Origin of the sequence: Sphingomonas telluris, assembly GCF_022568775.1 — a bacterium.
Classification (GTDB): Bacteria; Pseudomonadota; Alphaproteobacteria; order Sphingomonadales; family Sphingomonadaceae; genus Sphingomicrobium; species Sphingomicrobium telluris.
Map to the genome: position 1 here is coordinate 1064019 of NZ_JAKZHW010000001.1, position 23579 is coordinate 1087597.

Consider the following 23579-nt stretch of genomic DNA (forward strand, 5'->3'; position numbering starts at 1 on the left):
GGCGGGATTTCTCCCGCCCGTCCCGCTCACTCCCCTTGTTGAGCTTATTTGAAGGTGTGCGTGACGTTCACGAACACCGACCGTCCGAGATAGTCGTAAGAACCCCCACCGAAGTAGTTGCCGATGCGGAAGTACTGACCGTTAACCTGCGGGTGACCGCTGATCGTCGGCGGCTTGGCGTCGAACAGGTTGTTCACGCCGACCGTGAACTGGCCGACATTCCGCCACAGCCACTGCACCGACACGCCGTGCTTCCAGTAGGCCTCCGCCTCCAGATCGACATCAACCGGCTGGCCGCCAATCGTGAACGGCTCAACCAGCTTCGCAGAGTCCTGCTTGCCGATGTATTCGACGCCCCAGCGGAACGTGATGTCGTTTGGAAGCGTGAAGCGCGTGTCGAGCGTGCCGACCCACTTCGGACCGGCTCCGAAGCCCGGATAGCCGAGCGTTCCGTTGTAGTCGAACACACCGTTCCCAGCGAACAGCTCGAGCTTCTGGTGAAGCATTCGAGTGGCCTGAAGCTGCGTCTGGAACTTACCGCCGAAGAGACGCGTCGCATAACGCGCATCGAAGTCGATACCCGACACGTCCTGACGAGCAACGTTGATGTACGGGTTGTCGAAGGAGACAATCTGGCCCGGGTGCGCCGTACCTTCAGCCGCACGCGGCTGGATCAGGTTACAATAGACGTTGTTCGGGAAGTCTTCCGCATCGTAGCAAAGTGTGAGGATCGTGCTGTTGAGGATGCTGACCTCATCCTTCACCTTGATGTTGAAGTAGTCGACCGCGAACGAGAAGTCCGCGATGTGCCGTGGCATCGTGAAGATCGCACCAAGACCCCAGGTCTTCGCGGTTTCTGCCTTCAGGTTGTCACGACCCCCCTTGGTAGTAACCTGTGGGCCAGCAGTCGAAATGTAGCCCAAGGCGCCCTCGGTACCAAGGATCGGCTCAAGAGCCGCGAGGCAGTTGTTGTATCGCGTCGAACCCGGGTCGAAGTTGTTCGCGAAGTCGCTGCATGGATCGATCGACGGCGGGTAGAAGCCCGTCTGATCGGCAACGAACTGCTCGTAAAGGTTCGGGGCACGGAAGTTGGTGCCGTAGTTGCCGCGGAACCGAAGTGCCGCCACCGGCGCCCACTGCGCATTGATGTGGTACGTCGTATCCCCGCCGTAGGACTTGTAGTGCGTGTAACGGCCCGAGAGATCGACCTCGAGCAGGTTCACGAACGGCTTGTCCTTCATGATCGGGATGTTGAGCTCGGCGAACAGCTCATTCACCGCGTCCGAACCCTTTGTGATGCCAGCCGAGGCGCGGTTGTAGAGTTCACCCGCGAGAGCAGCATCCGACGGCTTGTCGTTGATGTGGTCGCGGCGATGCTCAGCACCGACGGCCGCCTTCACCGATCCACCCTGGAGGTCGAACAGCGAACCGTCGAAGACCAACTGGAACGTGTCTTGGTCGAACTTCGTGCGATTGACGTTGTTCTGATAGATGTAATTGTAGACGTTCGTCGGGATGGCACCGTTCAACAGGATCTGCGGATCCATGAAGTTCAGCGGGACGCAGGTGCCGCCGTTGTACGTGCCATTCGTCAGGTTGCTGGAGCAGGTGTAGTTGATACCCGCGCCCGTCTGACCCGGAAGACCGACCGTGATGTACTGCGAAGGCGTTCCGGACGGCGCCTCGACGGCGATCAGCGCATTGCTGAGCGCGGTCGTCGTCGGGTTCCAGACGTTCTCCTTGGCGCGAGTGCGCGAGATCTGCGCATTCGCGTCGTAGCGCCAGTCACCGAGACCCGTGTCACCGCGAAGACCGATGTTGCCGCGGAAGAAGTTTACCTTCTGCCTCTGGAATCCCAGCTGCTCCGGCACGATGAACGGCGTGAAGTAGTTGATGCCCGCGTTAGCCCAAGCGGTCGGGAAGAAGGGCGACACCGGGAAGCCATATTCCTCCAGCGGAGTGCCGGCATAGTTACCGCCGTATAGCTGCACGCCGGGATTCAGGCCGCCGCTGAAATTCAGCTGCGTCGCATAATCCTGGTGAGACTGGCGACGGGTGTACAGAGCTTCGCCGTAAAGCTCAGCGTCGCCAAGGACCCCGAGGTCATAGGCGCCGTTCAGGTAGCCGGTGTAGGTCTGGACCGGCGAGAGCACGTGACCGAAGAGCTGGGACGGGCTCGGCGGCGGACGCAGGTTGCTGTCGTTCACGACAACCGGCGCACCGTTGATGTCGAAATTGCCGGTTGTGTAACCCGGGAAAGTGATACGGCCGAGCGCGCCGGTGTTGAAGCTGTAGTAAATGCCATAGCCGCTGGCGATGCCCAAACTATCGTACTGGAATGGAAAACAGCGCAGCTGGCCGGTCGACGGATCGAGCTGACCGACCTCCTGACCGTTCACATGGAACAGATCGCGGGGACAACGATAGTCGTCGCGGTCGTTCTGACGCAGGCCTTGGAAGTTGCGATACTCGAACGAAGCCGTGATGTGGCCGCGGTCGAAGGTCTTGCCGGCGGTGATCGAGCCACGAAGCGTGCGGCCGTTACCCTCAAGCGGGGCATCAGCGTACGCATCGACGGTGATGCCGTTGAGCGACGAGTCGGTGATGATGTTGATAACGCCCGCGATCGCATCCGAACCGTAGATCGACGAAGCACCCTCACGCAGCACTTCGATGCGCTGCACGATGGCAGTCGGAAGGACGTTGAGGTCGGCCGCGATCAGCTGGTTGCCGACGCCCGCCGGCGCCAGGCGGCGGCCGTTGAGCAGGACGAGCGTACGCGAAGAGCCGAGACCACGAAGACCGACCGTGTTGGCAGCCTGGCCGCCTTCCGACACGAAGCCCAGGAACGAGCCGCTGATCTGCGCCGTACCCGACGTGATCGCCGCGCTCTGCAGGGTTTCCGCGGTCGAGCGGGTGCCCGCGAGCACCTGGTCGTCACGAGTGACGATGTCGATGTTCTGCGGCGTGTTGAAATTGTCGCGGCGAATGCGCGAACCGGTGACGACGATCTCGCCCTGAGAGGTGGCCTGACCTTCGGCGTTCGTGGTCTCGCTAGACGGCGGAACCGCCTCGCCTTCCGCCTGCTTCTCAGGCGTGGTGTCAACCGGAGCCTGCGCGGTCTGCGCAAAGGCCGGGGTCGTGGTCAGCGCAAAAAGCGATGCCGTAGACAAAATGAGTGCGTTCGTGCGGCGCATGTGTTGGATATCCCCTCGAGGTACGGATACTAAGATTCCCGGGGGGTTAGTGGCGTATGGTCCGTGGAAAGAAAATTACTTTCCCGTCCCGCTGCGCAACTTACCAGAAACGTGTCACATTAATGCCACATGACCAAAAAGTCGTGAAAACGACAATTTAGCGCCAGTCTTCCATCACCTCGGCGAGACTGCTCCGAAGATCACCCAACCACGGCTCGTAGTTCCGCCAGCGGCCGAAGCCCGAGCGGTTGATCGGCTGCCGGACTTGCTCGGAGCTCGGCGTGTGGATCGCGCGCTTGGTCTCGAAAAAGCGGAGGCACCCCTCCTCGAACGGCAACCTTAGATAGTCGAGAAGCCGGCGCACCTCATGCTCCGTGTTGTCGACGAGATCATCGTAAATGACCCGGTGGACACGGCCCGGAAGGACCTCGTCGAAGTGCCGCATCATACGCACATAGTCGGCGTAATATCGGCCGAGCTCGGTCTGGTTATAACTGAAGTTCGCGCCGACCTGATAATGCTGAATATAATTGGCGAAGCAGCAGTCGAGCGGGTTGCGACGGATGTCGATGATCTTGGCATTGGGCAGCATGCAGTGGATGAGCCCGGTGTAGCGCCAGTTCGACGGATTCTTGTCGGTGAAGAACGGCTTGTCGGTCATGCGATACCGCTTTGCGAGATCGACGTAGCGTTTGCCGACCGTCGCCACCTCGTCTTCGCGCAAGGCCGCCATGATCTCTTCGGGCTGCTTGCCGCGGTGTGCATGAGCGATTTCGCCCGCCAGCTGCAAGATGATGAAGAGTTCCTCCGTCCCCTCGATGGACGAGTGACTGGATAGGATTTGCTCCAAGAGCGTCGACCCGGAACGCGGCATGCCCAGAATGAATATGGGGTCGGGGCTGGGATCGCCCCACCCTTCCCGCTTAGCGAAGTACTCCCTCGTGAACACGCTGGTCACGAAATTGACGTCGCCCGTGACCATCTCCGCATCCGGGGGATGAGTTCGCGCCCGGAGGTCGTTGCCGTCCTTTAGGCGTCGGGCGGCTTCGTCGAACCGTTTCGCCTGATCGAGCGCCTTCGCCAGCGCGAAGTTGATTTCGACACGGCTCGCATCAGTGAGCTGATCGCCGTCGAGAACCTCTGCCATCAGGCGCAGATCCTCATCGAAGAAGGCCGCCAGCTTGAGGTTGGCCATGCCCCACCACGCCGCGCCGTTGGTAGGCTCGAGGGCGATGGCGGTTCGGTAAGCCGCCACGGCCGGCCCGAACTCCCCTATCGTCTTGATCAGGTGAGCGTAGTTCATCCAGTGCGCGGAAACGTGCGGATGCACTGCGAGCAGGCGCTCATACGCCGCGCGGCCTTCGCTCAGGTCCCGAACCTGCACGAGGATGGCGGCCTTGTAGGCCAGCGCGCCCTCATGCCCGGGACTGAGCCGGTCAGCCTCATCCAGTGCCGAGATCGATCGCGGGATGTAGTCAGGATAGTCGCGGGCGCAGGCAATCCGGTGCAGCACGCGTCCGAGGCTCGCCCATGCCTCCGCCGAAGCGGCGTGGATGACGGCCGACTGGTTGAGGATCCGCTCGGCATCCTCACGGAAACCGCACCGCGCCGCGATCTCCGCCATCAAGTGCATCGCCGGCGGATCGTGGCGCTGGAACTTCAAATGCTGGCGAAGGAGCATCTCGGCGCGCTCCATGTCACCCTTCGCAATGAGGTCCGTCGCTTCCGCGACTGCTGGGGCGACGGAGGGTCCGTGGCGGCTTCTGCTTTCCGCGGCTTCGGCGAAGCGGCGAACAAGCGTCATAAGAAGGAGCGACGCATTCTCGTCTTTGGGGTTCTCGGCGACATGCTCGCGCGCTTTTTCGCAAGCCTTCGCCAGATCCTCGTCCAACAATGCTTCGATTTCTTCCTGGACCGTCAATTTAGCTAGCATCCTCAGAGGCTTATGTTCAGGAGAGGCAGATCGTCAATGCCATGGGGCAACCGCCTATGCGCCCCAGCGCTTAGATGCGGCTTGGAAGCGTCGTCAACCGCGGGCTACGAGCGAGCCAAAGGAGTCCGATCCGGTTGAGTAACGCCGTCGCCGATTTCAACATAGCTTTCGCCTACCTTCAGGGCCGTGGAGTAGCGCGCGATCTTGCGCTTGCGCGTGATCATTTCCGGAAAGCCGCGGACGCTGGCCACCTCCAGGCGAAACGGATCCTGATCGCGCTCCTGGCCAATGGGACGACGGGCGGCAGCGACTGGCAAGCTGCGATGCAAAGGCTTCAGGAGTTAAAATCGTCCGGCGACGCGCAAGCCGCCCGCCAAGTCGAGTTGCTCGGCCTTATGGACCTCGGTGCGGAAGGCGATCCTCGGAGCGCTTTTGAAGGAGACCGTCTAAGCGACCGGCCTGAAGTCACCTTGTTCGACGGCCTCTTCACTGAGGCCGAGCGGCGTTACCTGATGGATGCCGCACTTCCTGCCTATCGTCCGGCGACGGTCGGTCATGTCGCGGGCGGGCACGCTCGGCAAATCGTCCAGCAGGTTCGGACGTGCGACGTGGCCGCCTTTCCGTGGATCGCGGAGGACCCCGTCATTCATGCACTCAACAGGCGCATCGCGGCGGCCGCGGGCGTTGCCGTTGAGACGGGCGAGCCGCTGCAGATCCTGCGCTATCGGCCGGGGCAGGAATTCAAGCCGCACCGGGATTCGACCGAGGATACGGAGAACCAGCGGGTCCTCACGATGCTCGTTTATCTCAATGACGCCTACACCGGTGGCGAGACGCTGTTCCTGAGCAACGACCTGAAGGTTCGCGGGAAGGCGGGAGACGGCCTGCTCTTCCGGAACGCCGACGCGAACGGCGTCGCCGATCCGGATTCGTTGCATGCGGGCCTGCCGGTCGAATCCGGCGAGAAGGTCGTCGCTTCCCGCTGGATCCGACAGAAGAGGTTCGGCCCCTCCGCTTAGTAGCGGTAGTGCTCGGGCTTGAACGGCCCCTGCTGCGACACGCCGATGTAGGCGGCCTGCTTTTCGCTGAGCTCCGTCAGGTGCACGCCCAGCTTGCCGAGGTGAAGGCGCGCGACCTTCTCGTCGAGGTGCTTCGGCAGGACGTAGACGTCGTTCTTGTACTGGTCCGACTTCGTCCACAGCTCGATCTGCGCCAGCACCTGATTGGTGAAGGACGAGGACATCACGAAGCTCGGGTGGCCGGTGGCGTTGCCGAGGTTCACGAGGCGGCCCTTCGACAGCACGATGATGCGCTTGCCGTCCGGGAATTCGACCTCGTCGACCTGCGGCTTGATCTCGGTCCACTTCATGTTGGCCAGCGCACCGATCTGAATCTCGCTGTCGAAGTGGCCGATATTCGAAACGATCGCCATGTCCTTCATCGCGCGCATGTGCTCGAGCGTGATGACGTCCATGTTGCCGGTCGCGGTGACGAAGATGTCGGCGCGCGGAGCGGCCTCTTCCATCGTCACAACCTCATAGCCTTCCATCGCGGCCTGGAGCGCGCAGATCGGATCGACCTCGGTTACGATGACGCGGGCGCCGCCGTTGCGAAGCGATGCGGCCGAGCCCTTGCCGACATCGCCGAAGCCGGCGACGCAAGCGACCTTGCCGGCAAGCATGACGTCGGTCGCCCGGCGGATGGCGTCGACCAGAGACTCCTTACAGCCGTACAGATTGTCGAACTTCGACTTGGTGACGCTGTCGTTGACGTTGATCGCCGGGAACGGGAGCTTGCCCTTCTTGGCAAGGTCATAGAGCCGGTGGACGCCGGTGGTCGTCTCTTCCGACACGCCTTTGATCGTCTCGACGGTCTTGGTGAGGTAGCCCGGACGCTCACCCAGGAAGCGCTTCAGCGTCGCGGCAAAAATCTCTTCTTCCTCGTTCGACGGCGTAAAAAGCTCCTCGCCGCCTTCGACGCGGGCGCCCCAGAGCGCGAACATCGTGGCGTCGCCGCCATCGTCGAGGATCATGTTGCAGGTCGTATCGCGGCCCCAGTCGAAGATGCGGACGACGTAATCCCAGTATTCCTCGAGGGTCTCGCCCTTCACCGCGAACACCGGGATGTTGCGCGCGGCGATCGCAGCGGCCGCATGGTCCTGCGTCGAGAAGATGTTGCAGCTCGCCCAGCGCACTTCCGCGCCAAGAGCGATGAGCGTCTCGATCAGGACGGCCGTCTGGATCGTCATGTGCAGCGAGCCGGTGATGCGCGCGCCGCTCAGCGGCTTCGACGCGCCATATTCCTCGCGCAGCGCCATGAGGCCCGGCATTTCGGTCTCGGCAATCTCGATCTCCTTGCGGCCGAAATCGGCAAGGCCGAGGTCCTTCACGACATAATCGTTGAAACGGGTGTCAGCCTGCGTCGCCACGTCGAGTATCTCCGGTTTGTGATGTGCTGATGCGCGTCTTGCGCTCGGCGCTGCCCCTAGCGGGAGCAGAGCGCTAAGGCAAATATAAAGAATTCTTTATATGTATTCTAGGCCGCACCGGTCTCGCTGGAGAGCAGCCGAGGATCGACGCCTTCGGACTTGAATGCCGCAGCCCAGCGCTCGTCGGTCGGCGTGTCGAACAGGATCTTCTTGCTCACGTCGGCCGCGAACCAGCCATGCCTGGTCATCTCCTCGTCGAGCTGCCCGTCGCCCCAGCCCGCATAGCCGAGCGCCGCGATCCATTGGGAAGGCCCCTTGCCCTCCGCGATCGCCTTCAGCACGTCGATCGTGCCGGTCATCGAGAAGGTCGTGCCGTTGGGTCCATTGACCTGCAGCGAGTCCTGTCCGCCCCAATCGGTCGAGTGGAGCACGAAGCCCCTGCCCGGCTCGACAGGCCCGCCGTGATGTACGGCGCGATCCGGAGCCTCGCCCGGATCGATGTCGAGTTGCTGGAGCAGGGTCCGGAATCGCATTCCGGCACGCTTGTGCCCGATGCCGATGCCGACGGCGCCATTTTCATCATGCACGCAAAGAGCGATCACCGCCCGCTCGAAGCGCGGATCGGCCATTCCGGGCATTGCCAACAGCAACTTGCCCGACAGGAAACGCGGCTCATCCATCGAAACGACATTGAGCCGCTGCTTCGGCTGCCGCAACCCTTGAGCGACAGGCCGTGAGGGCTGTAGGGGCATTCACCGAATTGCCTTCAAGGAGACTCCGAATGACCATTTCCGTCGGTGACCGCATCCCGGACGTTCCGATCACGATCGCAACGGCGGATGGACCGGAGCAGACCACCACCAGCGAGTATTTCGGCGGACGGCGCGTCGCCCTCTTCGCGGTCCCCGGCGCATTCACGCCGACCTGCTCCGCGCGCCACCTGCCCTCCTATGTGGAGCGCTCGGGGGAGCTGAAGGGCAAGGGAGTCGACGAGATCGCCTGCATCTCCGTCAACGATGCGTTCGTCATGTCAGCCTGGGGCCAGCGCGACGGATCGCGGGACATCACCATGATCGCGGACGGCAACGGCGCGTTCGCCGAAGCAGTCGGGCTGACCATGGACGGAAGCAAGTTCGGCATGGGCAAGCGCAGCCAGCGCTACTCGATGCTGGTCAATGACGGCGTGGTCGAGCAGCTGAACGTCGAAGCTCCCGGCGAGTATCGCGCATCGAGCGCAGAGACCCTGCTCGAGCAACTTTAACGGCGCGTCGCTTCGTCGCCTCTCCTCACCGCTGGACCGAAACATCACTCGGTCCAGCGCGTTGAAAACCCAACGAAAACGAGGAGGACCATAATGGCGAGAAACAATAATCGTAGCCGCAACAACAATCCGTCGGGCCGCAACCAGTACAGTAGCGACTGGATGAGCACCGTGAAGGAGCGTCCGATCGCAGCCGCGGCGGTCGCCGCAGCGTCGGTCGGTGCCGGCGTATTCCTCTGGTCGAAGCGCAACGCTCTCAGCGAGCAAATGAGCAATCTCAGCAGCCAGATTAGCGACTGGACCGAGAGCATGCGCTCCGGCAGCGACGACGAGTTCGAGATGGCAAGCGCGGGCGACAGCTCTCCTTCCGGCGCGGCGAGCGGAAGCACGTCGGCACGGACGTCGCGCTCGACGGGTTCGCGCCCGACCAGCACGCGAGGCGGCAACCGGTCGAACCGCGGCATGAGCGAAACCGGGGGCGGCAACGCCTCGCTCGGCGCGCACACGGGCTCGGGGTCGGGCTCGGCTTCCTAAAACCGGACTAATCCGAGTAACGAAGGGGCGCCGGGAGGCGCCCCTTTTTCATTCTACCAACCGCACTGCTTCCCGCGGTTCTGCTCTTCCAGCCAACGCTGAAGCGGAGCGAAATATTCGAGCATCGGCTTGCCTGACATTTCGCGCGAGCCGGTGAAGGCCTGCAGCGCATCCGGCCACGGGTGCGACGCACCCATCGCCAGCATCTGGTTCAGCCGCTGGCCGACCTCCTTGTTCCCGTAGAAGCTGCAGCGGTGAAGCGGCCCTTTCCAGCCCGACATATCGCAAGCGGCCTTGTAGAACTGGAACTGCAGGATGCGGGCGAGGAAGTAACGCGCGTAGGGCGTGTTTCCGGGGATGTGGAACTTGGCGCCCGGGTCGAAGTCGGCCTCGGTGCGCTCCACCGGCGGTACGATGCCCTGATACTGCTGCCGTAGGTCCGTCCAACCCTTCTCATAGCCCGTCGACGGGATCGATCCGTCGAACACGCCCCAGCGCCATTTGTCCACGAGCAAGCCGAACGGAAGGAACGCGACCTTGTCCATGGCCTGCCGCAGCAGAAGGCCGATGTCCTTGTCGGCCGACGGCACCTTGCTGCGGTCGAGCAGTCCGATCTGCACCAGATATTCCGGCGTCACGGAGAGCGCGATGAAGTCGCCAATCGCTTCGTGGAACCCGTCGTTCGCACCGTTCAGATAGAGATACGGCTGCTTGTTGTAGGCGCGCTGATAGAAGTTGTGGCCGAGCTCGTGGTGGATGGTGACGAAGTCGTCGGCATTCACCCGCGTGCACATCTTGATGCGCAGGTCGTCGACATTGTTCAGGTCCCAGGCCGAGGCGTGACAGATGACCTCACGGTCGCGCGGACGCGTGATTTGCGAGCGGGTCCAGAAGCTGTCGGGAAGCGGCGCGAAGCCCAACGAAGTGTAGAAGCGCTCGCCGGCCTTCACCATTTCCACCGGCGTGTAGCCTTTGGCCTTGAGCAGGTCCTCGAGATTGTAGCCGATGTCGCCCGACCCTTTCGGCGCGACGACGTCATAGATGTTGCCCCACTCCTGCGCCCACATGTTGCCGAGCAGGTCGGCGCGGATCGGGCCCGTCTTGGGCTGCACGGCCTCGCCGTACTTCTGGTTGAGCTTGGTGCGCGTGTAGCAGTGAAGCTGGTCGTAAAGCGGCTTCATCTCCGCCCACAGCCGGTCGTACATCGCGGAGAATTCCTCCGGCGTCATGTCGTACTGGCTGCGCCACATGGCGCCGGTGTCGGCATAGCCGAGCTCCTTGGCCCCCTGGTTCGCGATCTCGACCATCTGGGTATAGTCGCCGCGCATCGGACGACCGACATTGGTGTGCCAGCTCGTCCAGACCTCCTTGGTCTTCGCCGGGTCGCGCAGCGTTCCCATGCGCTCCTCGGCCTCGTCGCCGGTGATCGTCTTGCCGTCCAGGGACGCGCGGCCCTTGCCGTAGGTCGACTGCAGCCGCGTCGTGATGTCGTTCAGCTGAGCGGCCGCGCCCGGCGTGCTCGGCGCCGCAAGAACTAGGGCGCCGCGCAGGATGTTGAGCTTGCGGGCCGTGTCGGGATCGAGACCCGCGACCTTCGCATACTCGGCAGCCTGCTTGGCGTACTTCACGCCCTTCTCGGTGCCGATCGTTCCGAAATAGGCGGCGAGCGCGTCGGTATCGTCGGTGATGTAGGTCGCGTTCACCCATTGGGCGCGTCCGCCGATCACGCTGAGCTCGAACAGGTCCTTCTCGACATCCGCGATGAACTGGCGCGCACCGTCGGGAGTCGCCGGATAGGGCAGCGCGTCGGAGCTCGCCGCAGCAGGCGCTGCCGCGGGTGCGGGCGCCCCTTCCACAGTCGGAGCCGACACGTTGGTGGCACAACCCGCAAGGGCCAGAGCCGCAAACGAAACGCTACAGGCAAACTTCATCACAGCTGATTTCTCCCCTGAATTCCGATGACAAGCACGGATGCAGCGCGACTGGAACGGGCCAGCCCATTTCGTCAAGCGGCAGCGATGTTTCGTCAGGCGGCGAGGAAGCGGGCGATCGCCTCGCCGAGCTCCGGTTTCGTCACCGAGCTCATGTGCGTCCCCGGAATCTCCTCATAGGTCGCATTCGGAAGCATGGCCGCTAGCTCGCGCGCCGAACCATTGTCCTCATCCTCGCTTCCGCAGACCACCAGCGTGGGCATTGCGAAGGACGCGATTGCCCGCTGCGGATCGGGATGGTCTCCAAGGCCCTTGAGCAAAAGTGCCGCCGCCTCGAGGTCGATCTTCATCGTCCGCATGAACTGCACCGACAACCAGTGCGGATCGCCGCGCGGCGTGTCGTGGAAATGATGGATTGCATGGAGGAAGAAGTGGGAACGGCGCTCCCAGTTCGTGAGGACGTCGACCCCGGTACCCGCCAAGATCGCGCGGCGCGGCGTCATTCCGCTGCTGACGGCGTCGATCGTCGTTCGGGCTCCAAGGGAAAAGCCGCCGAGATCGAAGTCGCTTAGTCCTAGAAGCGCGATCAGATCCCTGAGGTCTCGCACGAGAATATCCGAGGGGTAGTTGGCTGGGTCGTGCGGCTTACCGCTCTGACCGTGCGCTCGTAGGTCCGGCATGATCACGCGGAAGCCTTCGCTCGCAATTCGGTCGGCGTGCCCGAACTTGATCCAGTTCATCTCCGCGCTGGAAAACAGCCCATGCAGAAGGATCACTGTCCTTCCCTCCCCAACCTCATGATAGGCGAGCTGGACCCCGTCCGATGCGTTCCAGAAATGAAGTGTCGGTTCGGCCATGGACTCGCGAAATGTCAGCCGGGCCATTCCATTGCAACGCGGAATTGGTACAGTCTGTCTTCGATGACCAGCCGATGGAAAGCTTTGCCGAGCGCCGCGTTATGCGTGCGTGTTCGGATGTATCGGTAGTATCACCAGTTTGCGTGCCTTGACCGCATTGGCGTTGATCGCGGCTGCGTTACCCGCTTCGTCGGCCGTTGCGGCGGGGCCCATGACTCAGCCCCTGCGTTTCTTCGAAGGGCGGACGGAAATCGTCAGCATCGTGAAGGTGGTGATGAAGAAGCCATACCGGTCGCGAACGATCGGCCGCGGCCAAATTCTTCCGGACGGCTCACTATCGCTTGTCCAGCAGGTCAATGAGGACGGGCAGCCGCCTCACCAGCGCACTTGGCGGATCAAGCAAACCGGGCCCGGCAAGTTCACCGGCACCATGTCGGAGGCTGTGGGGCCGGTTACTGTCGAGGAAGCTGGAAACCAGTTCCGCTTCAAGTTCCGGATGAAGGGCAGCCTGTCGGTCGAGCAATGGGTGACGCCGCAGGCCGATGGACGCACGGCCCAGAGCAAGATCACGGTGAAGAAGTACGGGATGCGCGTGGCTAGTTCCGACGGGACGATCAGAAAGCTCTGATCAAGCCGGACAGAGCGACGCTCTCAGCTCACGGTCCTCCAGCGCCTTGCCGGCGCCCAATGCTACGCACCTCAACGGACTTTCGGCGATGCGCACCGGGAGGCCGACCTCGTCCGCCAGGAGCAGGTCGATATTCCTCAGCAGAGACCCTCCGCCAGTCATGGTGATGCCCTGGTCGATGACGTCGGCCGCGATTTCGGGCTCGGTGTGCTCGAGGGCGTCGGCGACCGCCTGCACGATCTGGTAGACGGGCTCGTGCAGCGCCTCGGCGATCTCCGCCTGGCTGAGGCTGATTTCCATAGGGCGACCTACCGCGACATCGCGGCCCGACACCATGCCCATGATGTGCATGCTCTCGGGCGTCGCGAGCGCGGAACCGATCTCCTTCTTGATCCGCTCGGCCGTACCCGGTCCGATCAGCAGATTGTATTTCCTGCGGACGTAAGCGGCGATGGCCTCATCCATCTTGTCTCCGCCGACGCGGACGGAGGTGCTGTAGGTCAGACCCCTCAGCGAGATGATGCCGACCTCGGTGGTGCCGCCGCCGATGTCGACCACCATCGATCCAATTGGGTCGGACACCGGAAGGCCCGCCCCGATCGCCGCAGCCATCGGCTCCTCCACCAGCCAGACTTCGCGACCTCCGGCGTTGAACGCCGCCGCCCGGATCGCTCGTCGTTCAACCGGCGTAGATCCTGACGGGACGCAGATCACGATCTCCGGCCCCCGCGACAGCCGCGAATGAGCGCCGCCCGCTTTTTCGATGAAATATTTGATCATCTCCTCAGCAACTACGAGGTCGGTGATCACTCCGTCGGTCAGCGGCCGATAAGTCTCGATGTTGTCGGGTGTCTTGCCCATCAACACCTTGGCGTCGCTTCCCACGGCGCGCACGCGCTGAACTCCGTTCACCAGTTCGATGGCGACGACCGACGGCTCATCGACGACAATGCCCTCACCCGGGACATAGACGAGCGTGTTCGCCGTCCCCAAGTCCATGGCCATGTCGCGGGTGCCCAACGATCCGAAGAAATGGAAATCCATGAGCGACCGTCCCGACTGGTTGGACTCGTGACTTCGCGCGGCCCAGACCGCTTGGGCATCGGCAAATACGCTGATTTTTCAGATAAGTAAGGGGCTCAGCCCATTATTCCGGCACTTTGCCCGTCGCTCCGACCCATTTGTCGACCAGTTTCTGGTAGTCCTGGGTCCGCATCTCCGGCAGGCCTTCGGTGTTGAGCCAGGCCCGGTGGATGCTTTCCGCGCCGAAGTGATGCTTCGGCTTGAACCGTGACGGATCGTCGAAGCTGGCGACGGTCAGGTCCATGTTCTCGCTGCCTTCCTTGAAGCGGAAGCCGAACGAGGTCCCGCATTCCCGGCAGTAGGAACGCATGGCGATGGGAGAGCTGTCGTACCAGTCGGGCTCGTGCGTCCACTGGACGTCCGCCTGCTTCACGCTCTTGAAGGCGATCGAGACGGAGCCGGTCGCCTTCTGGCACATACGGCAGTGACAAAGGTAGGCTTCGTCGTCGCTGATCTTCGCGGTGTATCGTACTCGGCCACAAGCGCAGCCTCCGGTCATCTCGCCAGCCAAATCATCCTCCCTTGGAGCCGCGCCATTTGCCCGGCTAAGGGATGGCATGTCCAGCGCACCGAGCCCCGAAGAGATCTGGAAGGATGCGCGCTGGCTGGCCCAAGCCGTCGATCCGCGCGCGGGGCTGGTCCGGGTCGTCGAAATGACCCCGGAGGCCTATCGCGATGCGAGCTTCCTCGACGACCGGATGCTGCAGCAGCCGCGGACAACGCACCTGTTGCCTTGGAGCGAGGTCGCGAGTTCGTCTCCAGCGGATGCGCGAGCCGACGCGCGCTGGATATTCCACATCGGCCATGTAGGGTCGACGCTGATCGCGCGCTTGCTGGGAGAGCTGGAAAGTGTGCTGTCGGTGCGCGAGCCGCGCTCTCTGCGAGACCTCGCCTTCTTCCCGCGGGCAGTGCGCGCGCCGTTCGTTCCGACGGTTCGCGCCCTCCATTCCCGCACATTCGGATCGGGCCAGACAGCGGTGGTAAAGGCCACAAGCTTCGTCAGCGAGATCGCGTCCGAGCTGATACCCGACGAGAGTCGCGCCCTATATCTCTACGCGACGCCGCATTCGTACATCGCGGGGATTCTCGCCGGCGAGAATTCGCGAGCGGAGCTAAGCGCACTCGCCGAGACTCGCCGCCAGCGGCTCGCCAGCCGCGCAATCAGCCTGCCCGATGCTCGCAGCGAAGCAGATCTCGCTGCCGCTGCATGGGCCTGCGAGATGACGGCGCTGACGGCCGCGGACGGACCGAAAGTCCTATGGGCCGATTTCGACCAGGCATTGTCAGACATGGAAGGTTCGCTGAGGCGTTTTGCCGATTTCCTGAATCTGGACGCGAAAGCTCAGTTCCTCTCCCAAATCGCCAACGGGCCGCTCATGCGGCGCTACTCCAAGGCGACGGAGTACGAATACAGCCCGCAGCTTCGCCGCGACTTGCTGAGCGAGGCCGCCGGCCGGCACGCGTCCGACATCGAAACCGCGCTTGCCATGCTCGACCGGGCGTCCGAAACAGCGCCCTTGCTTCGGAAAGCCCTCGATCGGGCACAGGCGGAGAGCTGAATGTATCGAGTGCTGGACATCCTATCGCCGCAGGAAATTGCGGAATGCCGGCAGATCGCGGCGACCGCGCCTTTCGTCGACGGCAAGATCAGCAACCCGCACAACAAGGCCAAGCAGAACGAGCAGTTGCACGAGCAGCAGGCTTATCAGCGCAGCGCCAAGATCGTCCTGGACGCAATGCTGCGAAGCGAGGAATTCCACGAATTCGCCTTCCCGGTGCAGGTCGCTCCCCCGCTACTCACCCGATACAAGCCGGGGATGCATTACGGCGCCCATGCCGACGCGGCCTACCTGAAGTTGCAGCACGGGACGGTGCGCAGCGACCTCAGCTGCACCATCTTCCTCAACGAGCCGGAGACGTACGAGGGCGGCTCGCTCCACATCCGGCTGGCCGATGCGAGCATCCGGTTCAAGCTCCAGCCCGGGCAGGCAATCGTCTATCCGTCGGACACTCTGCACGAAGTCGAGTCCGTCACGAGCGGCGAGCGGCTGGTCGCGATCACCTTCATCCAGAGCCGCGTGAAGGACCCTTTCCACCGGAATATGCTGTTCGAGCTTAACGAGGTTGCAGCCTTGGAGGGCAACAACATGAGCCAGGAAAATTTCAGCCGGATGCAGCTGATTCAGGCGAACCTGCTGCGCTACTGGGGCGACCAGCCTTAGGCTTAGGCGGCCTTCTGCAGGTGTTTGCGTCCTAGCAGCTCGGCAATCTGCACCGCGTTCAACGCTGCGCCCTTGCGAAGATTGTCGCTGACCACCCACAAGCTGAGGCCGTTCTCGACGGTCGGATCCTCACGGATACGGGACACGTAGGTCGCATATTCGCCCACGGCCTCGATCGGGGTAACGTAGCCGCCCGGCTCGCGCTTATCGACGACCATCAGGCCCGGCGCCTCGCGCAGAATGTCGCGAGCCTCGTCGGCTGAGATCTCGTTCTCGAACTCGATGTTCACAGCCTCGCTGTGTCCGACGAACACGGGCACGCGCACGCAGGTCGCGGTCAGCTTGATCTTCGAGTCGAGGATCTTCTTGGTCTCGACGACCATCTTCCACTCTTCCTTCGTCGAGCCGTCGTCCAGAAAGGTGTCGATGTGCGGTATGACGTTGAAGGCGATCTGCTTGGAGAAGTGATGCGGCTCGTTCGCGTCGCCCACGAAGATGTTGCGCGACTGCTCGAACAGTTCGTCCATGCCGGCCTTTCCGGCGCCCGACACGGACTGGTAGGTCGCCACCACGACGCGCTTGATCTTCGCGGCATCGTGAAGCGGCTTGAGAGCGACGACGAGCTGCGCGGTCGAGCAGTTGGGGTTCGCGATGATGTTCTTCTTGGTGTAGCCCGCGATGGCCTCGGCATTCACTTCCGGCACGATCAGCGGCACGTCCGGGTCCATCCGGTACAGCGAGCTGTTGTCGATGACCGTGCAGCCGGACTGAGCCGCACGCGGCGCGTGCACCTTGGTGACCTCGGATCCCGCGGCGAACAGGGCAATGTCCCAGCCGGTGAAGTCGAAATGTTCGAGGTTCTTGACCTTGAGCTCCACGCCGCTGTCGCCGAAGTCGATCACATCACCCGTCGAGCGTGCCGACGCCACCGCAGCGATCTCGTCGATCGGGAATTGACGCTCCGCGAGAATGTTCAGCATCTCGCGCCCGACATTGCCCGTCGCGCCTACGACTGCGACCCGATAACCCATTTCGTCCTCCGTTTCGCCGACGCACCTAGTGCACGCGGGTGGATTAACCAAGTGTCGGGATCCCAAATAATTTGATATGCAATGGGTCCAAGCGACGCGCCCCGCGCAGATCGCGAGACGCGCCCTTTCTGGTGAAGGGAGGTCCTCGTGCCTGCGACTACCGTATCCGCGTCCCGCTCAACCGCCTCTTCAGACATTGCTGTTCGCAAGATCAGCTGGGATGACGCCCGCGCCGCTCTTCGTGAAGGCTGGGGCGATTTCATGGAGATGCGCGGCGACCTGATCTTCGTCGGCCTGCTTTATCCCTTGATCGGCGTCGTCGCCGCGACGGCGATCATCGGCGGCGCCTTGCTTCCATTGCTCTTCCCGATTGTCGCCGGGATCGCCTTTCTGGGCCCAGTAGCAGCGATCGGATTCTACGAGATGGCTCGCCGCCGCGAGCAAGGCCTTCAGTCCAACTGGCAGCATTTCTTCGACGTCCGAAGGCGGCCCGCAGCCGATGATATCGCCAGCGTGGCAGGGTTGCTTTTGACCGTCTTTGCCGCGTGGCTGATTGTAGCAGGCGTGCTCTACGTCGCCCTTTGGGGCTTCTGGGCGCCGCCGTGGCTGACCGAGTTCGTCTGGTACTCGCCCCACTCCCTCAGCGAGTTCGTGCGCCGGCTGTTCACGACACCCGAGGGTTGGGCCCTGATCATCCTCGGCAATGCGATCGGCTTCGCCTTCGCGGCTTTGGTGCTCGCGATCAGCGTCGTGTCCTTGCCGATGCTCGTCGACTGCAACGTCAGCGCGTCGGAAGCCGTCTCGACGTCATGGCGCGCCGCACGCACCAACCCCGGCGTAATGCTACGCTGGGGTTTGACGGTGGCAGCGCTTCTCGTGGTCGGCTCGATCCCGCTCTTCATCGGGCTCGCAGCCGTGCTGCCATGGCTCGGCTATGCGACCTGGCATTTGTACACGAAGCTGGTGGATCGCAGCTCGATACGAGCGAGCTGCGAGTAGAGCTCAGGCGCCCTGCGTCTCAGTGTGGCGCGTGTCGCGGCGCTCGGCGATGCGAGCCGACTTGCCGCGGCGGCCACGGAGGTAGTAGAGCTTCGCGCGGCGGACGACGCCGCGGCGGACGACCTCGATCGAATCGATCGCGGGTGAATAGAGCGGGAAGACGCGCTCGACGCCTTCGCCGAAGCTGATCTTGCGGACGGTGAAGCTGGATCCGACGCCCTTGTTCGAACGGGCGATGCAAACGCCTTCGAACGCCTGGACGCGGCTGCGGTCGCCTTCGACGACCTTCACGCCGACGCGCAGCGTGTCGCCGGGGCGAAATTCGGGGACCTTCTTGTCAGCGGTAAGCGCTTCGATGGCTTCGCGCTCAAGAGTCTCGATCAGGTTCATTTCTTACTCGCTCTATCTTCACGCTGCGCGCCAGAGGGCGGTGCCTGCGATGCGCCCCCGTGGCGCTCGATCAGGTCCGGCCGCCTTAGCCGTGTATCTTCGATCGCTCTTGCGTGTCTCCACGCGGCAATCTTCGCATGATCCCCCGACCGCAGCACTTCGGGGATCGTGCGCCCTTCCCATGTTACTGGTCGGGTATAGTGCGGATATTCGAGTAGCCCCGCTTCGAAGCTCTCCTCCTCACCGCTGGAGGCCGCGCCCATTACCCCGGGAAGCAGCCTCACGCAAGCATCCAGGATCACCATGGCGCCAAGTTCTCCGCCGGAGAGCACGTAATCGCCGATCGAGACCGGTTCGATGGACCGCGCTTCGAAGATTCGCTCGTCGAATCCCTCGAAGCGGCCACAAAGGAGAATGACCCCCTCGCCCGCCGCCAGTTCCCGCACGCGCTGCTGGCTCAGCGGCGCCCCGCGCGGCGTCAGCGCCAGGATCGGCCGGCCATCGGCGACCCTGTCCACCGCGGCCGCCAGCACGTCCGGCTTCAGGACCATCCCGGCTCCGCCGCCGGCGGGCGTATCGTCCACGCTCCGGTGCTTGTCCGTGGCGAAGTCGCGGATCTGGACCGTATCGAGCGACCAGGTCCCTTCGCCGAGGGCCCTCCCCGCCAGGCTGACGCCCAGCGGCCCAGGAAACATCTCCGGGTAAAGCGTCAGGACGGTCGCTGCGAAAGCCATGCGCGCGGGCTAGTCGGGAACTGTGGCCGCGACAATCCATTGGGCCGCAGATGGACGAACCTCTCGACTGCCTGATCATCGGTGGTGGCCCGGCCGGGTTGACCGCGGCGATCTACCTCGCCCGCTTCCACCTCGACATCTTGGTGGTCGACGCCGCCAAGAGCCGCGCTTCTTGGATCCCTTGCACGCGCAACGTGTCGGGCTTCCCCGACGGCATCAACGGGAACGAGCTGCTGCAGCGGATGCGCGATCACGCCTGCAAATATGGCGCGAAGGTCGTCACGGAGTTCGTCACCAAGCTCGAACGCGACGAAACGACCGGGCTGTTTACGGCGACCTGGGGCTCCGGCTCCGCGACAGCGGGGACCGTGCTGATCGCGACGGGAGTCACCAATCGCCGCCCGCCGATGGACGAGGAGCTTCATGACGAGGCGCTATCGCGCGGGCTCGTTCGCTACTGCCCCATCTGCGACGGCTACGAAGTCACCGACAAGAAGGTGGGCGTCATCGGCAGCGACAGCCACGGCGTCGCCGAGGCCCTGTTCATCCGCAGCTTCACCGCCGACGTGACGCTGATCGCGCCGGACAAGTCGCTTCGGCTGAAGCCCGAGGACCAGGAGAAATTGAAAGAAGCCGGCGTGGACTGCGTCGATGGGCCCGCACAGGCGGCCGCCATCTCGCACGATCACATCGTCGTCGACACCGCCGAGGGGCACTATACCTTCGACAGCATCTATCCCGCGCTCGGCAGCGATACGCACACGCAGCTTGCAAAGATGGTCGGCGCGGACCTTTCGAACGACGCATGCATCAAGGTGGACAGTCACCAGCGCACCAGTGTCCCTGGGCTATACGCTGCGGGCGACGTGGTCATCGGGCTGGACCAGATCAGCCATGCGATGGGCGAAGGCGGGGTCGCCGCAACGACCATCCGGAACGATCTTTATGCGAAGGAGCCGCGCTGGCGTGAGCCGCCGGCGGAAATGGATGAAGCCGCCAGCGGCAGCTAGGCGAGGAATTCGGGATCGATCACGATCCGATCGCCTTCCAGATCGGCGATGCCTTGCCTGTAAGAGATGAGCGACTTGCGACCGTTCGGAAGCTCGACCTCGAGCAGGTCGCCTGCGCCGAAGTTCTCGACTGACGCGACCGTCCCAGCCGCCTGCCCGTCGCGATCGACACAGGGCATTCCGATCAGGTCTGCGTGGTAATATTCGCCCTCTTCGAGCGGCGGGAGAGCGGAGCGGTCGACCTCGACCAGCTGGCCGCGAAGCGCCTCGGCCGCTGAACGATCACCGATGCCTTCGAAGCGCGCGACGGCCGTCTTCCCGCCTTCGCGTACCGAGAGCAGGCGGCGCTCGGCGTCACCTACGAACACAATCTTGTGGGAGGCGAGGCTCGCTGCGCTGTCACTGAACAGCTTCAAGCGAACCTCGCCCTTCACGCCATGCGCGCCGGCCACTGCGGCGAGTGCGACGCGCTTTTCGGTCATGGGACCGAGTTAGGCCTGCTCGGCCTTCTCGGCGCCCTCGGCCGGAGCGTCCTCAGCGGCGCCCTCGGCGGGCTCTTCAGCGGACACGCCCTCGGCTTCGGCCGTCGGCTGCTCAGCCGTCTCGGCGCCCTCAGCCGGAGCGTCCTCGACCGAACCCTCGGCCGGCTCAGACGAAGACTCTGCAGCCTGAGTTTCCTCGGCAGCGGGGGTCTCCTCGGCCGTGGCTTCGGCAACCTGCTCGGCTTCAGGAGTCGGCTCGGCAGTGGCAGCCTCGACTTCCGCGGCGACGACAGCTTCGGCCTCGGCGGCTTCGTCGGCGGTGGCGACGGGCTCTTCGGCCGGAGCAGCCGCGGCTTCAGCGGCCTCGGCAGCCTTGGTCGCACGCTCCTCGGCGCGCTCCTTGGCCTTCTCGCCCGGCTCCGCCTTCTTAGGGTTGTTGCGAGCCGGACGCTCCTTCAGGCCGGCGGCATCGAGGAAGCGCAGGACGCGGTCCGACGGCTGCGCGCCGACCGACAGCCAATGGGTGATGCGGTCGTTGTCGAGCTTCACGCGCTCCGGCGAATCCTTCGCCAGCAGCGGGTTGTAGGTGCCGACCTTCTCGATGAAGCGGCCGTCGCGCGCATTACGGCTGTCGGCCACGACGATGCGATAATAGGGACGCTTCTTGGACCCGCCACGGGCCAGACGAATTGCTACTGCCATGTCTTCTATCCTTCTTCTAAACGCTTTTATTTTTTACCGAATTTGTCGAATCCTGGAGGGAGGTTAAACGGCTGGCCGCCGAGGCCGGGCAACGCGGCCCCGCCACCGAACCCGCCTGGCGGCACCGCGCCGGGAGCAAGCCCACCTAGGGCGCCTTCCATTCCACCCGTCCCGAACATCGCGGCGAGCTTGCCGAGCCCGCCCATCTTCTTCAGCCGCTTCATCACCGTGGACATTTCCTGGTGCATCTTGAGCAGCTTGTTCACTTCCTGAACCGTCGTCCCACTGCCCTTGGCAATGCGGATCTTGCGCTTGGCATTGATGACGTCGGGCTTGGCGCGCTCCTTGGCGGTCATGGAGGACAGCATCGCCTCCATGTGGACCAGCGCCTTCGAATCCTGCGCCTTGTCCATCGCGCCCTTCATGCCCTTCATGCCGGGCATCATCCCCGCGAGCGCGCCGAGGCCGCCCATGCGCTGCATCTGGCGAAGCTGCGACCAGAGATCGTCCAGGTCGAACTTGCCCTTGGCCATCTTGGCGGCGAGCTTCTCGGCTTCATCGACCTGGATGGTCTCGGCAGCGCGCTCGACCAGGCTGACGACGTCGCCCATGCCGAGGATGCGGCCGGCGACGCGGTCCGGGTGGAAAGCCTCGAGCTTGTCGAGCGCCTCGCCGACGCCGGCGAACTTGATCGGCTTGCCGGTAACCGCACGCATCGACAGAGCAGCACCACCGCGGGCATCGCCGTCCATGCGGGTCAGCACCACGCCGGTGAGCTCGACCTCACCCGCGAAGCCCTTGGCGACGTTGACCGCGTCCTGGCCCGTCAGGCTATCGACGACGAGAAGGGTTTCGGTCGGGCTCGACGCCTGCGCAACGGCCTTCATCTCGCCCATCAGCGCATCGTCGACGTGCAGGCGGCCTGCCGTATCGAGCAGGACCACGTCATAGGCCTGCAGCTTGGCGGCCTGGATCGCGCGCTTGGCGATGTCGACCGGCTGCTGACCGGCGACGATGGGAAGCGTGTCCACGTTCGTCTGGCGGCCGAGAACCGCGAGCTGCTCCTGCGCGGCCGGACGAGCCACGTCGAGCGAGGCCATCAGAACCCGCTTGCGCTCACGCTCGGTCAGCCGCTTCGCCAGCTTGGCGGTCGTGGTCGTCTTACCGGAACCCTGCAGGCCGACCATCATGATGACGGCTGGCGGCGAAACGTCGAGGTTCAGCTCGGCGGTTTCGGACCCGAGCGTCTCGACGAGGGCATCGTTGACGATCTTGACGACCATCTGGCCCGGCGTGACCGAGCGGATGACTTCCTGGCCGACGGCTTTTTCGGTGACCTTGTCGACGAAGTCGCGGGCCACGGGCAAAGCGACGTCCGCCTCGAGCAGCGCCACGCGCACCTCGCGCATTGCCGCACGCACGTCCGCTTCCGTAAGCGCGCCGCGCCCACGAAGCCGGTCAAAAACACTGCCGAGCCGATCGCTCAGACTGTCGAACATTCACGTCTCCCAAATCGATGTCCGGCCCCATGTGGGGACGCAAAACGCAAAATACGCCGGCGGACGAAACCTCGTCGGCCAGCGTGGATCCTTGGACCCGCACATCGATGTTGTGTCTAAAAGACGGGCGCGCCCTAGCGGATGCGCCTGCCTAAATCAACCAAGCCGCGGCTTTCCCTTCGGAGGCTTGCGCGGGCGCGACGGTCCGCCGCCCGGACCGCGAGGCCCCCTGCCCGGTCCATCGCCCGGACCCTTGCCGTTAGGGTCGCCGCGTGGTCCGCGCGGACGTCGGTCACCCGGAGGACCGCGGCGATCTCCTCCCGGTCGCTGCCGGTCAGGGACGCGGTCCATGGGCCGCGTAGCCTGCATCTGCTGGCGGGGGCCCACTGCGTAGCCCTCCTTCAGAAGCTGCGTAAACGCGGTCCGCGTGCTCTCGGCGATCGCGTCCTGCAGCTGCTTGGGCAGGTCGCCCAGCGTCACATTGGGATGGATCGCCTGAACGTCTCTCAGAAGCTGGTTCGGAAGGCCGCCGGAAGCAGCCTTCAGCGCAGCAACGGCATCGAGCACAGCCGAGAATATGATCGACTGCATCACTTCGTTGGCGGCTCTCTGCATGATTCCTTCAATCGCGGCTGGTGGACTTGCCCTCTGCCCGTCC

22 protein-coding genes and 1 pseudogene are annotated in these 23579 nt (G+C 63.6%); 8 read left to right on the plus strand and 15 right to left on the minus strand.

The window, feature by feature from the left end:
• Positions 1-44: 44 nt before the first annotated feature.
• Both LZ016_RS05345 and LZ016_RS05350 read right to left on the minus strand, forming a co-directional pair.
• Positions 45-3197 carry a TonB-dependent receptor domain-containing protein gene (locus tag LZ016_RS05345; RefSeq protein WP_241446318.1) on the minus strand — a complete coding sequence of 1051 codons (3153 nt, stop codon included), beginning with the start codon at positions 3195-3197 and terminating at the stop codon, positions 45-47.
• 157 nt (positions 3198-3354) lie between these two features.
• Positions 3355-5130 (minus strand): tetratricopeptide repeat-containing sulfotransferase family protein, encoded by a 1776-nt coding sequence (locus LZ016_RS05350; RefSeq protein WP_241446320.1) that lies wholly within the window; start codon positions 5128-5130, stop codon positions 3355-3357.
• 134 nt (positions 5131-5264) lie between these two features.
• Here LZ016_RS05350 and LZ016_RS05355 point away from each other — a divergent pair, with 134 nt between their 5' ends.
• The gene (locus tag LZ016_RS05355; RefSeq protein WP_241446322.1) at positions 5265-6149 is read left to right on the plus strand and encodes a 2OG-Fe(II) oxygenase; all 885 of its coding nucleotides are present in this window, start codon (positions 5265-5267) and stop codon (positions 6147-6149) included.
• On the opposite strand, the gene ahcY is transcribed toward LZ016_RS05355, so the two are convergent.
• Both ahcY and LZ016_RS05365 read right to left on the minus strand, forming a co-directional pair.
• On the minus strand, positions 6146-7558 hold the full coding sequence (ahcY, locus tag LZ016_RS05360) for an adenosylhomocysteinase (RefSeq protein WP_241446324.1): 1413 nt from the start codon (positions 7556-7558) through the stop codon (positions 6146-6148). The genes LZ016_RS05355 and ahcY overlap by 4 nt on opposite strands.
• A 107-nt stretch (positions 7559-7665) precedes the next feature.
• On the minus strand, positions 7666-8238 hold the full coding sequence (locus tag LZ016_RS05365; protein ID WP_241447460.1) for a YqgE/AlgH family protein: 573 nt from the start codon (positions 8236-8238) through the stop codon (positions 7666-7668).
• 101 nt (positions 8239-8339) lie between these two features.
• Here LZ016_RS05365 and LZ016_RS05370 point away from each other — a divergent pair, with 101 nt between their 5' ends.
• Positions 8340-8819: a peroxiredoxin gene (locus LZ016_RS05370; RefSeq protein ID WP_241446325.1), complete on the plus strand. Its 480-nt coding sequence runs from the start codon at positions 8340-8342 to the stop codon at positions 8817-8819.
• A 93-nt stretch (positions 8820-8912) separates the two neighbouring features.
• Positions 8913-9353: a hypothetical protein gene (locus LZ016_RS05375; protein ID WP_241446326.1), complete on the plus strand. Its 441-nt coding sequence runs from the start codon at positions 8913-8915 to the stop codon at positions 9351-9353.
• Positions 9354-9406: 53 nt separating this feature from the next.
• On the opposite strand, the gene LZ016_RS05380 is transcribed toward LZ016_RS05375, so the two are convergent.
• Both LZ016_RS05380 and LZ016_RS05385 read right to left on the minus strand, forming a co-directional pair.
• Positions 9407-11284 carry a M2 family metallopeptidase gene (locus LZ016_RS05380; RefSeq protein ID WP_241446327.1) on the minus strand — a complete coding sequence of 626 codons (1878 nt, stop codon included), beginning with the start codon at positions 11282-11284 and terminating at the stop codon, positions 9407-9409.
• Between the two features lie 95 nt (positions 11285-11379).
• Entirely contained in the window at positions 11380-12060 is a 681-nt protein-coding gene (locus LZ016_RS05385) for an alpha/beta fold hydrolase (protein WP_436286344.1), read from the minus strand.
• 292 nt (positions 12061-12352) lie between these two features.
• On the opposite strand from LZ016_RS05385, the gene LZ016_RS05390 reads away from it, so the two are divergent.
• The gene (locus tag LZ016_RS05390; protein ID WP_241446329.1) at positions 12353-12769 is read left to right on the plus strand and encodes a DUF3833 family protein; all 417 of its coding nucleotides are present in this window, start codon (positions 12353-12355) and stop codon (positions 12767-12769) included.
• On the opposite strand, the gene LZ016_RS05395 is transcribed toward LZ016_RS05390, so the two are convergent.
• The gene (locus LZ016_RS05395; RefSeq protein WP_241446330.1) at positions 12770-13813 is read right to left on the minus strand and encodes a rod shape-determining protein; all 1044 of its coding nucleotides are present in this window, start codon (positions 13811-13813) and stop codon (positions 12770-12772) included. It abuts the gene before it with no gap.
• A 103-nt stretch (positions 13814-13916) separates the two neighbouring features.
• Complete coding sequence (locus LZ016_RS05400) at positions 13917-14363, minus strand: GFA family protein (protein ID WP_241446331.1); 447 nt, start codon at positions 14361-14363, stop codon at positions 13917-13919.
• Between the two features lie 46 nt (positions 14364-14409).
• Here LZ016_RS05400 and LZ016_RS05405 point away from each other — a divergent pair, with 46 nt between their 5' ends.
• On the plus strand, positions 14410-15411 hold the full coding sequence (locus LZ016_RS05405) for a hypothetical protein (protein ID WP_241446332.1): 1002 nt from the start codon (positions 14410-14412) through the stop codon (positions 15409-15411).
• Positions 15412-16074 carry a Fe2+-dependent dioxygenase gene (locus LZ016_RS05410; RefSeq protein WP_241446333.1) on the plus strand — a complete coding sequence of 221 codons (663 nt, stop codon included), beginning with the start codon at positions 15412-15414 and terminating at the stop codon, positions 16072-16074.
• Between the two features lie 2 nt (positions 16075-16076).
• Here the strand turns inward: LZ016_RS05410 and LZ016_RS05415 are convergent, their stop codons facing one another.
• Entirely contained in the window at positions 16077-17105 is a 1029-nt protein-coding gene (locus tag LZ016_RS05415) for an aspartate-semialdehyde dehydrogenase (RefSeq protein ID WP_241446334.1), read from the minus strand.
• Between the two features lie 147 nt (positions 17106-17252).
• Here LZ016_RS05415 and LZ016_RS05420 point away from each other — a divergent pair, with 147 nt between their 5' ends.
• Positions 17253-18104, plus strand: a complete 852-nt coding sequence (locus tag LZ016_RS05420) for a DUF2189 domain-containing protein (protein ID WP_241446335.1) — start codon at positions 17253-17255, stop codon at positions 18102-18104.
• Positions 18105-18107: 3 nt separating this feature from the next.
• Here the strand turns inward: LZ016_RS05420 and rplS are convergent, their stop codons facing one another.
• Positions 18108-18494 (minus strand): 50S ribosomal protein L19, encoded by a 387-nt coding sequence (rplS, locus tag LZ016_RS05425; RefSeq protein ID WP_241446336.1) that lies wholly within the window; start codon positions 18492-18494, stop codon positions 18108-18110.
• Positions 18491-19228, minus strand: a complete 738-nt coding sequence (trmD, locus tag LZ016_RS05430) for a tRNA (guanosine(37)-N1)-methyltransferase TrmD (protein WP_241446337.1) — start codon at positions 19226-19228, stop codon at positions 18491-18493. Before trmD ends, rplS begins: the two co-directional genes overlap by 4 nt.
• A 50-nt stretch (positions 19229-19278) precedes the next feature.
• Between trmD and LZ016_RS05435 the strand changes: the two genes are divergently transcribed.
• Entirely contained in the window at positions 19279-20238 is a 960-nt protein-coding gene (locus tag LZ016_RS05435) for an NAD(P)/FAD-dependent oxidoreductase (RefSeq protein ID WP_241446338.1), read from the plus strand.
• Here LZ016_RS05435 and rimM read toward each other — a convergent pair.
• The 4 genes and pseudogenes from rimM to LZ016_RS05455 all read right to left on the minus strand — a co-directional run bounded on the left by rimM (position 20235) and on the right by LZ016_RS05455 (position 23536).
• Entirely contained in the window at positions 20235-20720 is a 486-nt protein-coding gene (gene rimM, locus LZ016_RS05440) for a ribosome maturation factor RimM (RefSeq protein ID WP_241446339.1), read from the minus strand. The two genes, LZ016_RS05435 and rimM, sit on opposite strands and share 4 nt — an antisense overlap.
• A 240-nt stretch (positions 20721-20960) precedes the next feature.
• A pseudogene (rpsP, locus tag LZ016_RS05445) lies at positions 20961-21422 on the minus strand (30S ribosomal protein S16); the annotation flags it as partial.
• A 26-nt stretch (positions 21423-21448) separates the two neighbouring features.
• Positions 21449-22921, minus strand: coding sequence for a signal recognition particle protein (ffh, locus tag LZ016_RS05450; protein WP_241446340.1), 1473 nt, complete (start codon positions 22919-22921; stop codon positions 21449-21451).
• A 156-nt stretch (positions 22922-23077) separates the two neighbouring features.
• Entirely contained in the window at positions 23078-23536 is a 459-nt protein-coding gene (locus tag LZ016_RS05455) for a hypothetical protein (RefSeq protein ID WP_241446341.1), read from the minus strand.
• Positions 23537-23579 lie beyond the last annotated feature (43 nt).

Excerpts from the sequence above, each read along its gene's own strand:
- trmD (WP_241446337.1), bottom strand. The coding sequence starts at position 19,228 with ATGGCTTTCGCAGCGACCGTCCTGACGCTTTACCCGGAGATGTTTCCT.
- LZ016_RS05405 (WP_241446332.1), top strand. The coding sequence starts at position 14,410 with ATGTCCAGCGCACCGAGCCCCGAAGAGATCTGGAAGGATGCGCGCTGG.
- LZ016_RS05395 (WP_241446330.1), bottom strand. The coding sequence starts at position 13,813 with ATGGATTTCCATTTCTTCGGATCGTTGGGCACCCGCGACATGGCCATG.
- LZ016_RS05455 (WP_241446341.1), bottom strand. The coding sequence starts at position 23,536 with ATGCAGAGAGCCGCCAACGAAGTGATGCAGTCGATCATATTCTCGGCT.
- LZ016_RS05410 (WP_241446333.1), top strand. The coding sequence starts at position 15,412 with ATGTATCGAGTGCTGGACATCCTATCGCCGCAGGAAATTGCGGAATGC.
- LZ016_RS05350 (WP_241446320.1), bottom strand. The coding sequence starts at position 5,130 with ATGCTAGCTAAATTGACGGTCCAGGAAGAAATCGAAGCATTGTTGGAC.
- LZ016_RS05345 (WP_241446318.1), bottom strand. The coding sequence starts at position 3,197 with ATGCGCCGCACGAACGCACTCATTTTGTCTACGGCATCGCTTTTTGCG.
- LZ016_RS05435 (WP_241446338.1), top strand. The coding sequence starts at position 19,279 with ATGGACGAACCTCTCGACTGCCTGATCATCGGTGGTGGCCCGGCCGGG.
- LZ016_RS05370 (WP_241446325.1), top strand. The coding sequence starts at position 8,340 with ATGACCATTTCCGTCGGTGACCGCATCCCGGACGTTCCGATCACGATC.
- rplS (WP_241446336.1), bottom strand. The coding sequence starts at position 18,494 with ATGAACCTGATCGAGACTCTTGAGCGCGAAGCCATCGAAGCGCTTACC.
- rimM (WP_241446339.1), bottom strand. The coding sequence starts at position 20,720 with ATGACCGAAAAGCGCGTCGCACTCGCCGCAGTGGCCGGCGCGCATGGC.
- LZ016_RS05390 (WP_241446329.1), top strand. The coding sequence starts at position 12,353 with ATGACTCAGCCCCTGCGTTTCTTCGAAGGGCGGACGGAAATCGTCAGC.
- LZ016_RS05380 (WP_241446327.1), bottom strand. The coding sequence starts at position 11,284 with ATGAAGTTTGCCTGTAGCGTTTCGTTTGCGGCTCTGGCCCTTGCGGGT.
- ffh (WP_241446340.1), bottom strand. The coding sequence starts at position 22,921 with ATGTTCGACAGTCTGAGCGATCGGCTCGGCAGTGTTTTTGACCGGCTT.
- LZ016_RS05375 (WP_241446326.1), top strand. The coding sequence starts at position 8,913 with ATGGCGAGAAACAATAATCGTAGCCGCAACAACAATCCGTCGGGCCGC.
- LZ016_RS05415 (WP_241446334.1), bottom strand. The coding sequence starts at position 17,105 with ATGGGTTATCGGGTCGCAGTCGTAGGCGCGACGGGCAATGTCGGGCGC.
- LZ016_RS05365 (WP_241447460.1), bottom strand. The coding sequence starts at position 8,238 with ATGGATGAGCCGCGTTTCCTGTCGGGCAAGTTGCTGTTGGCAATGCCC.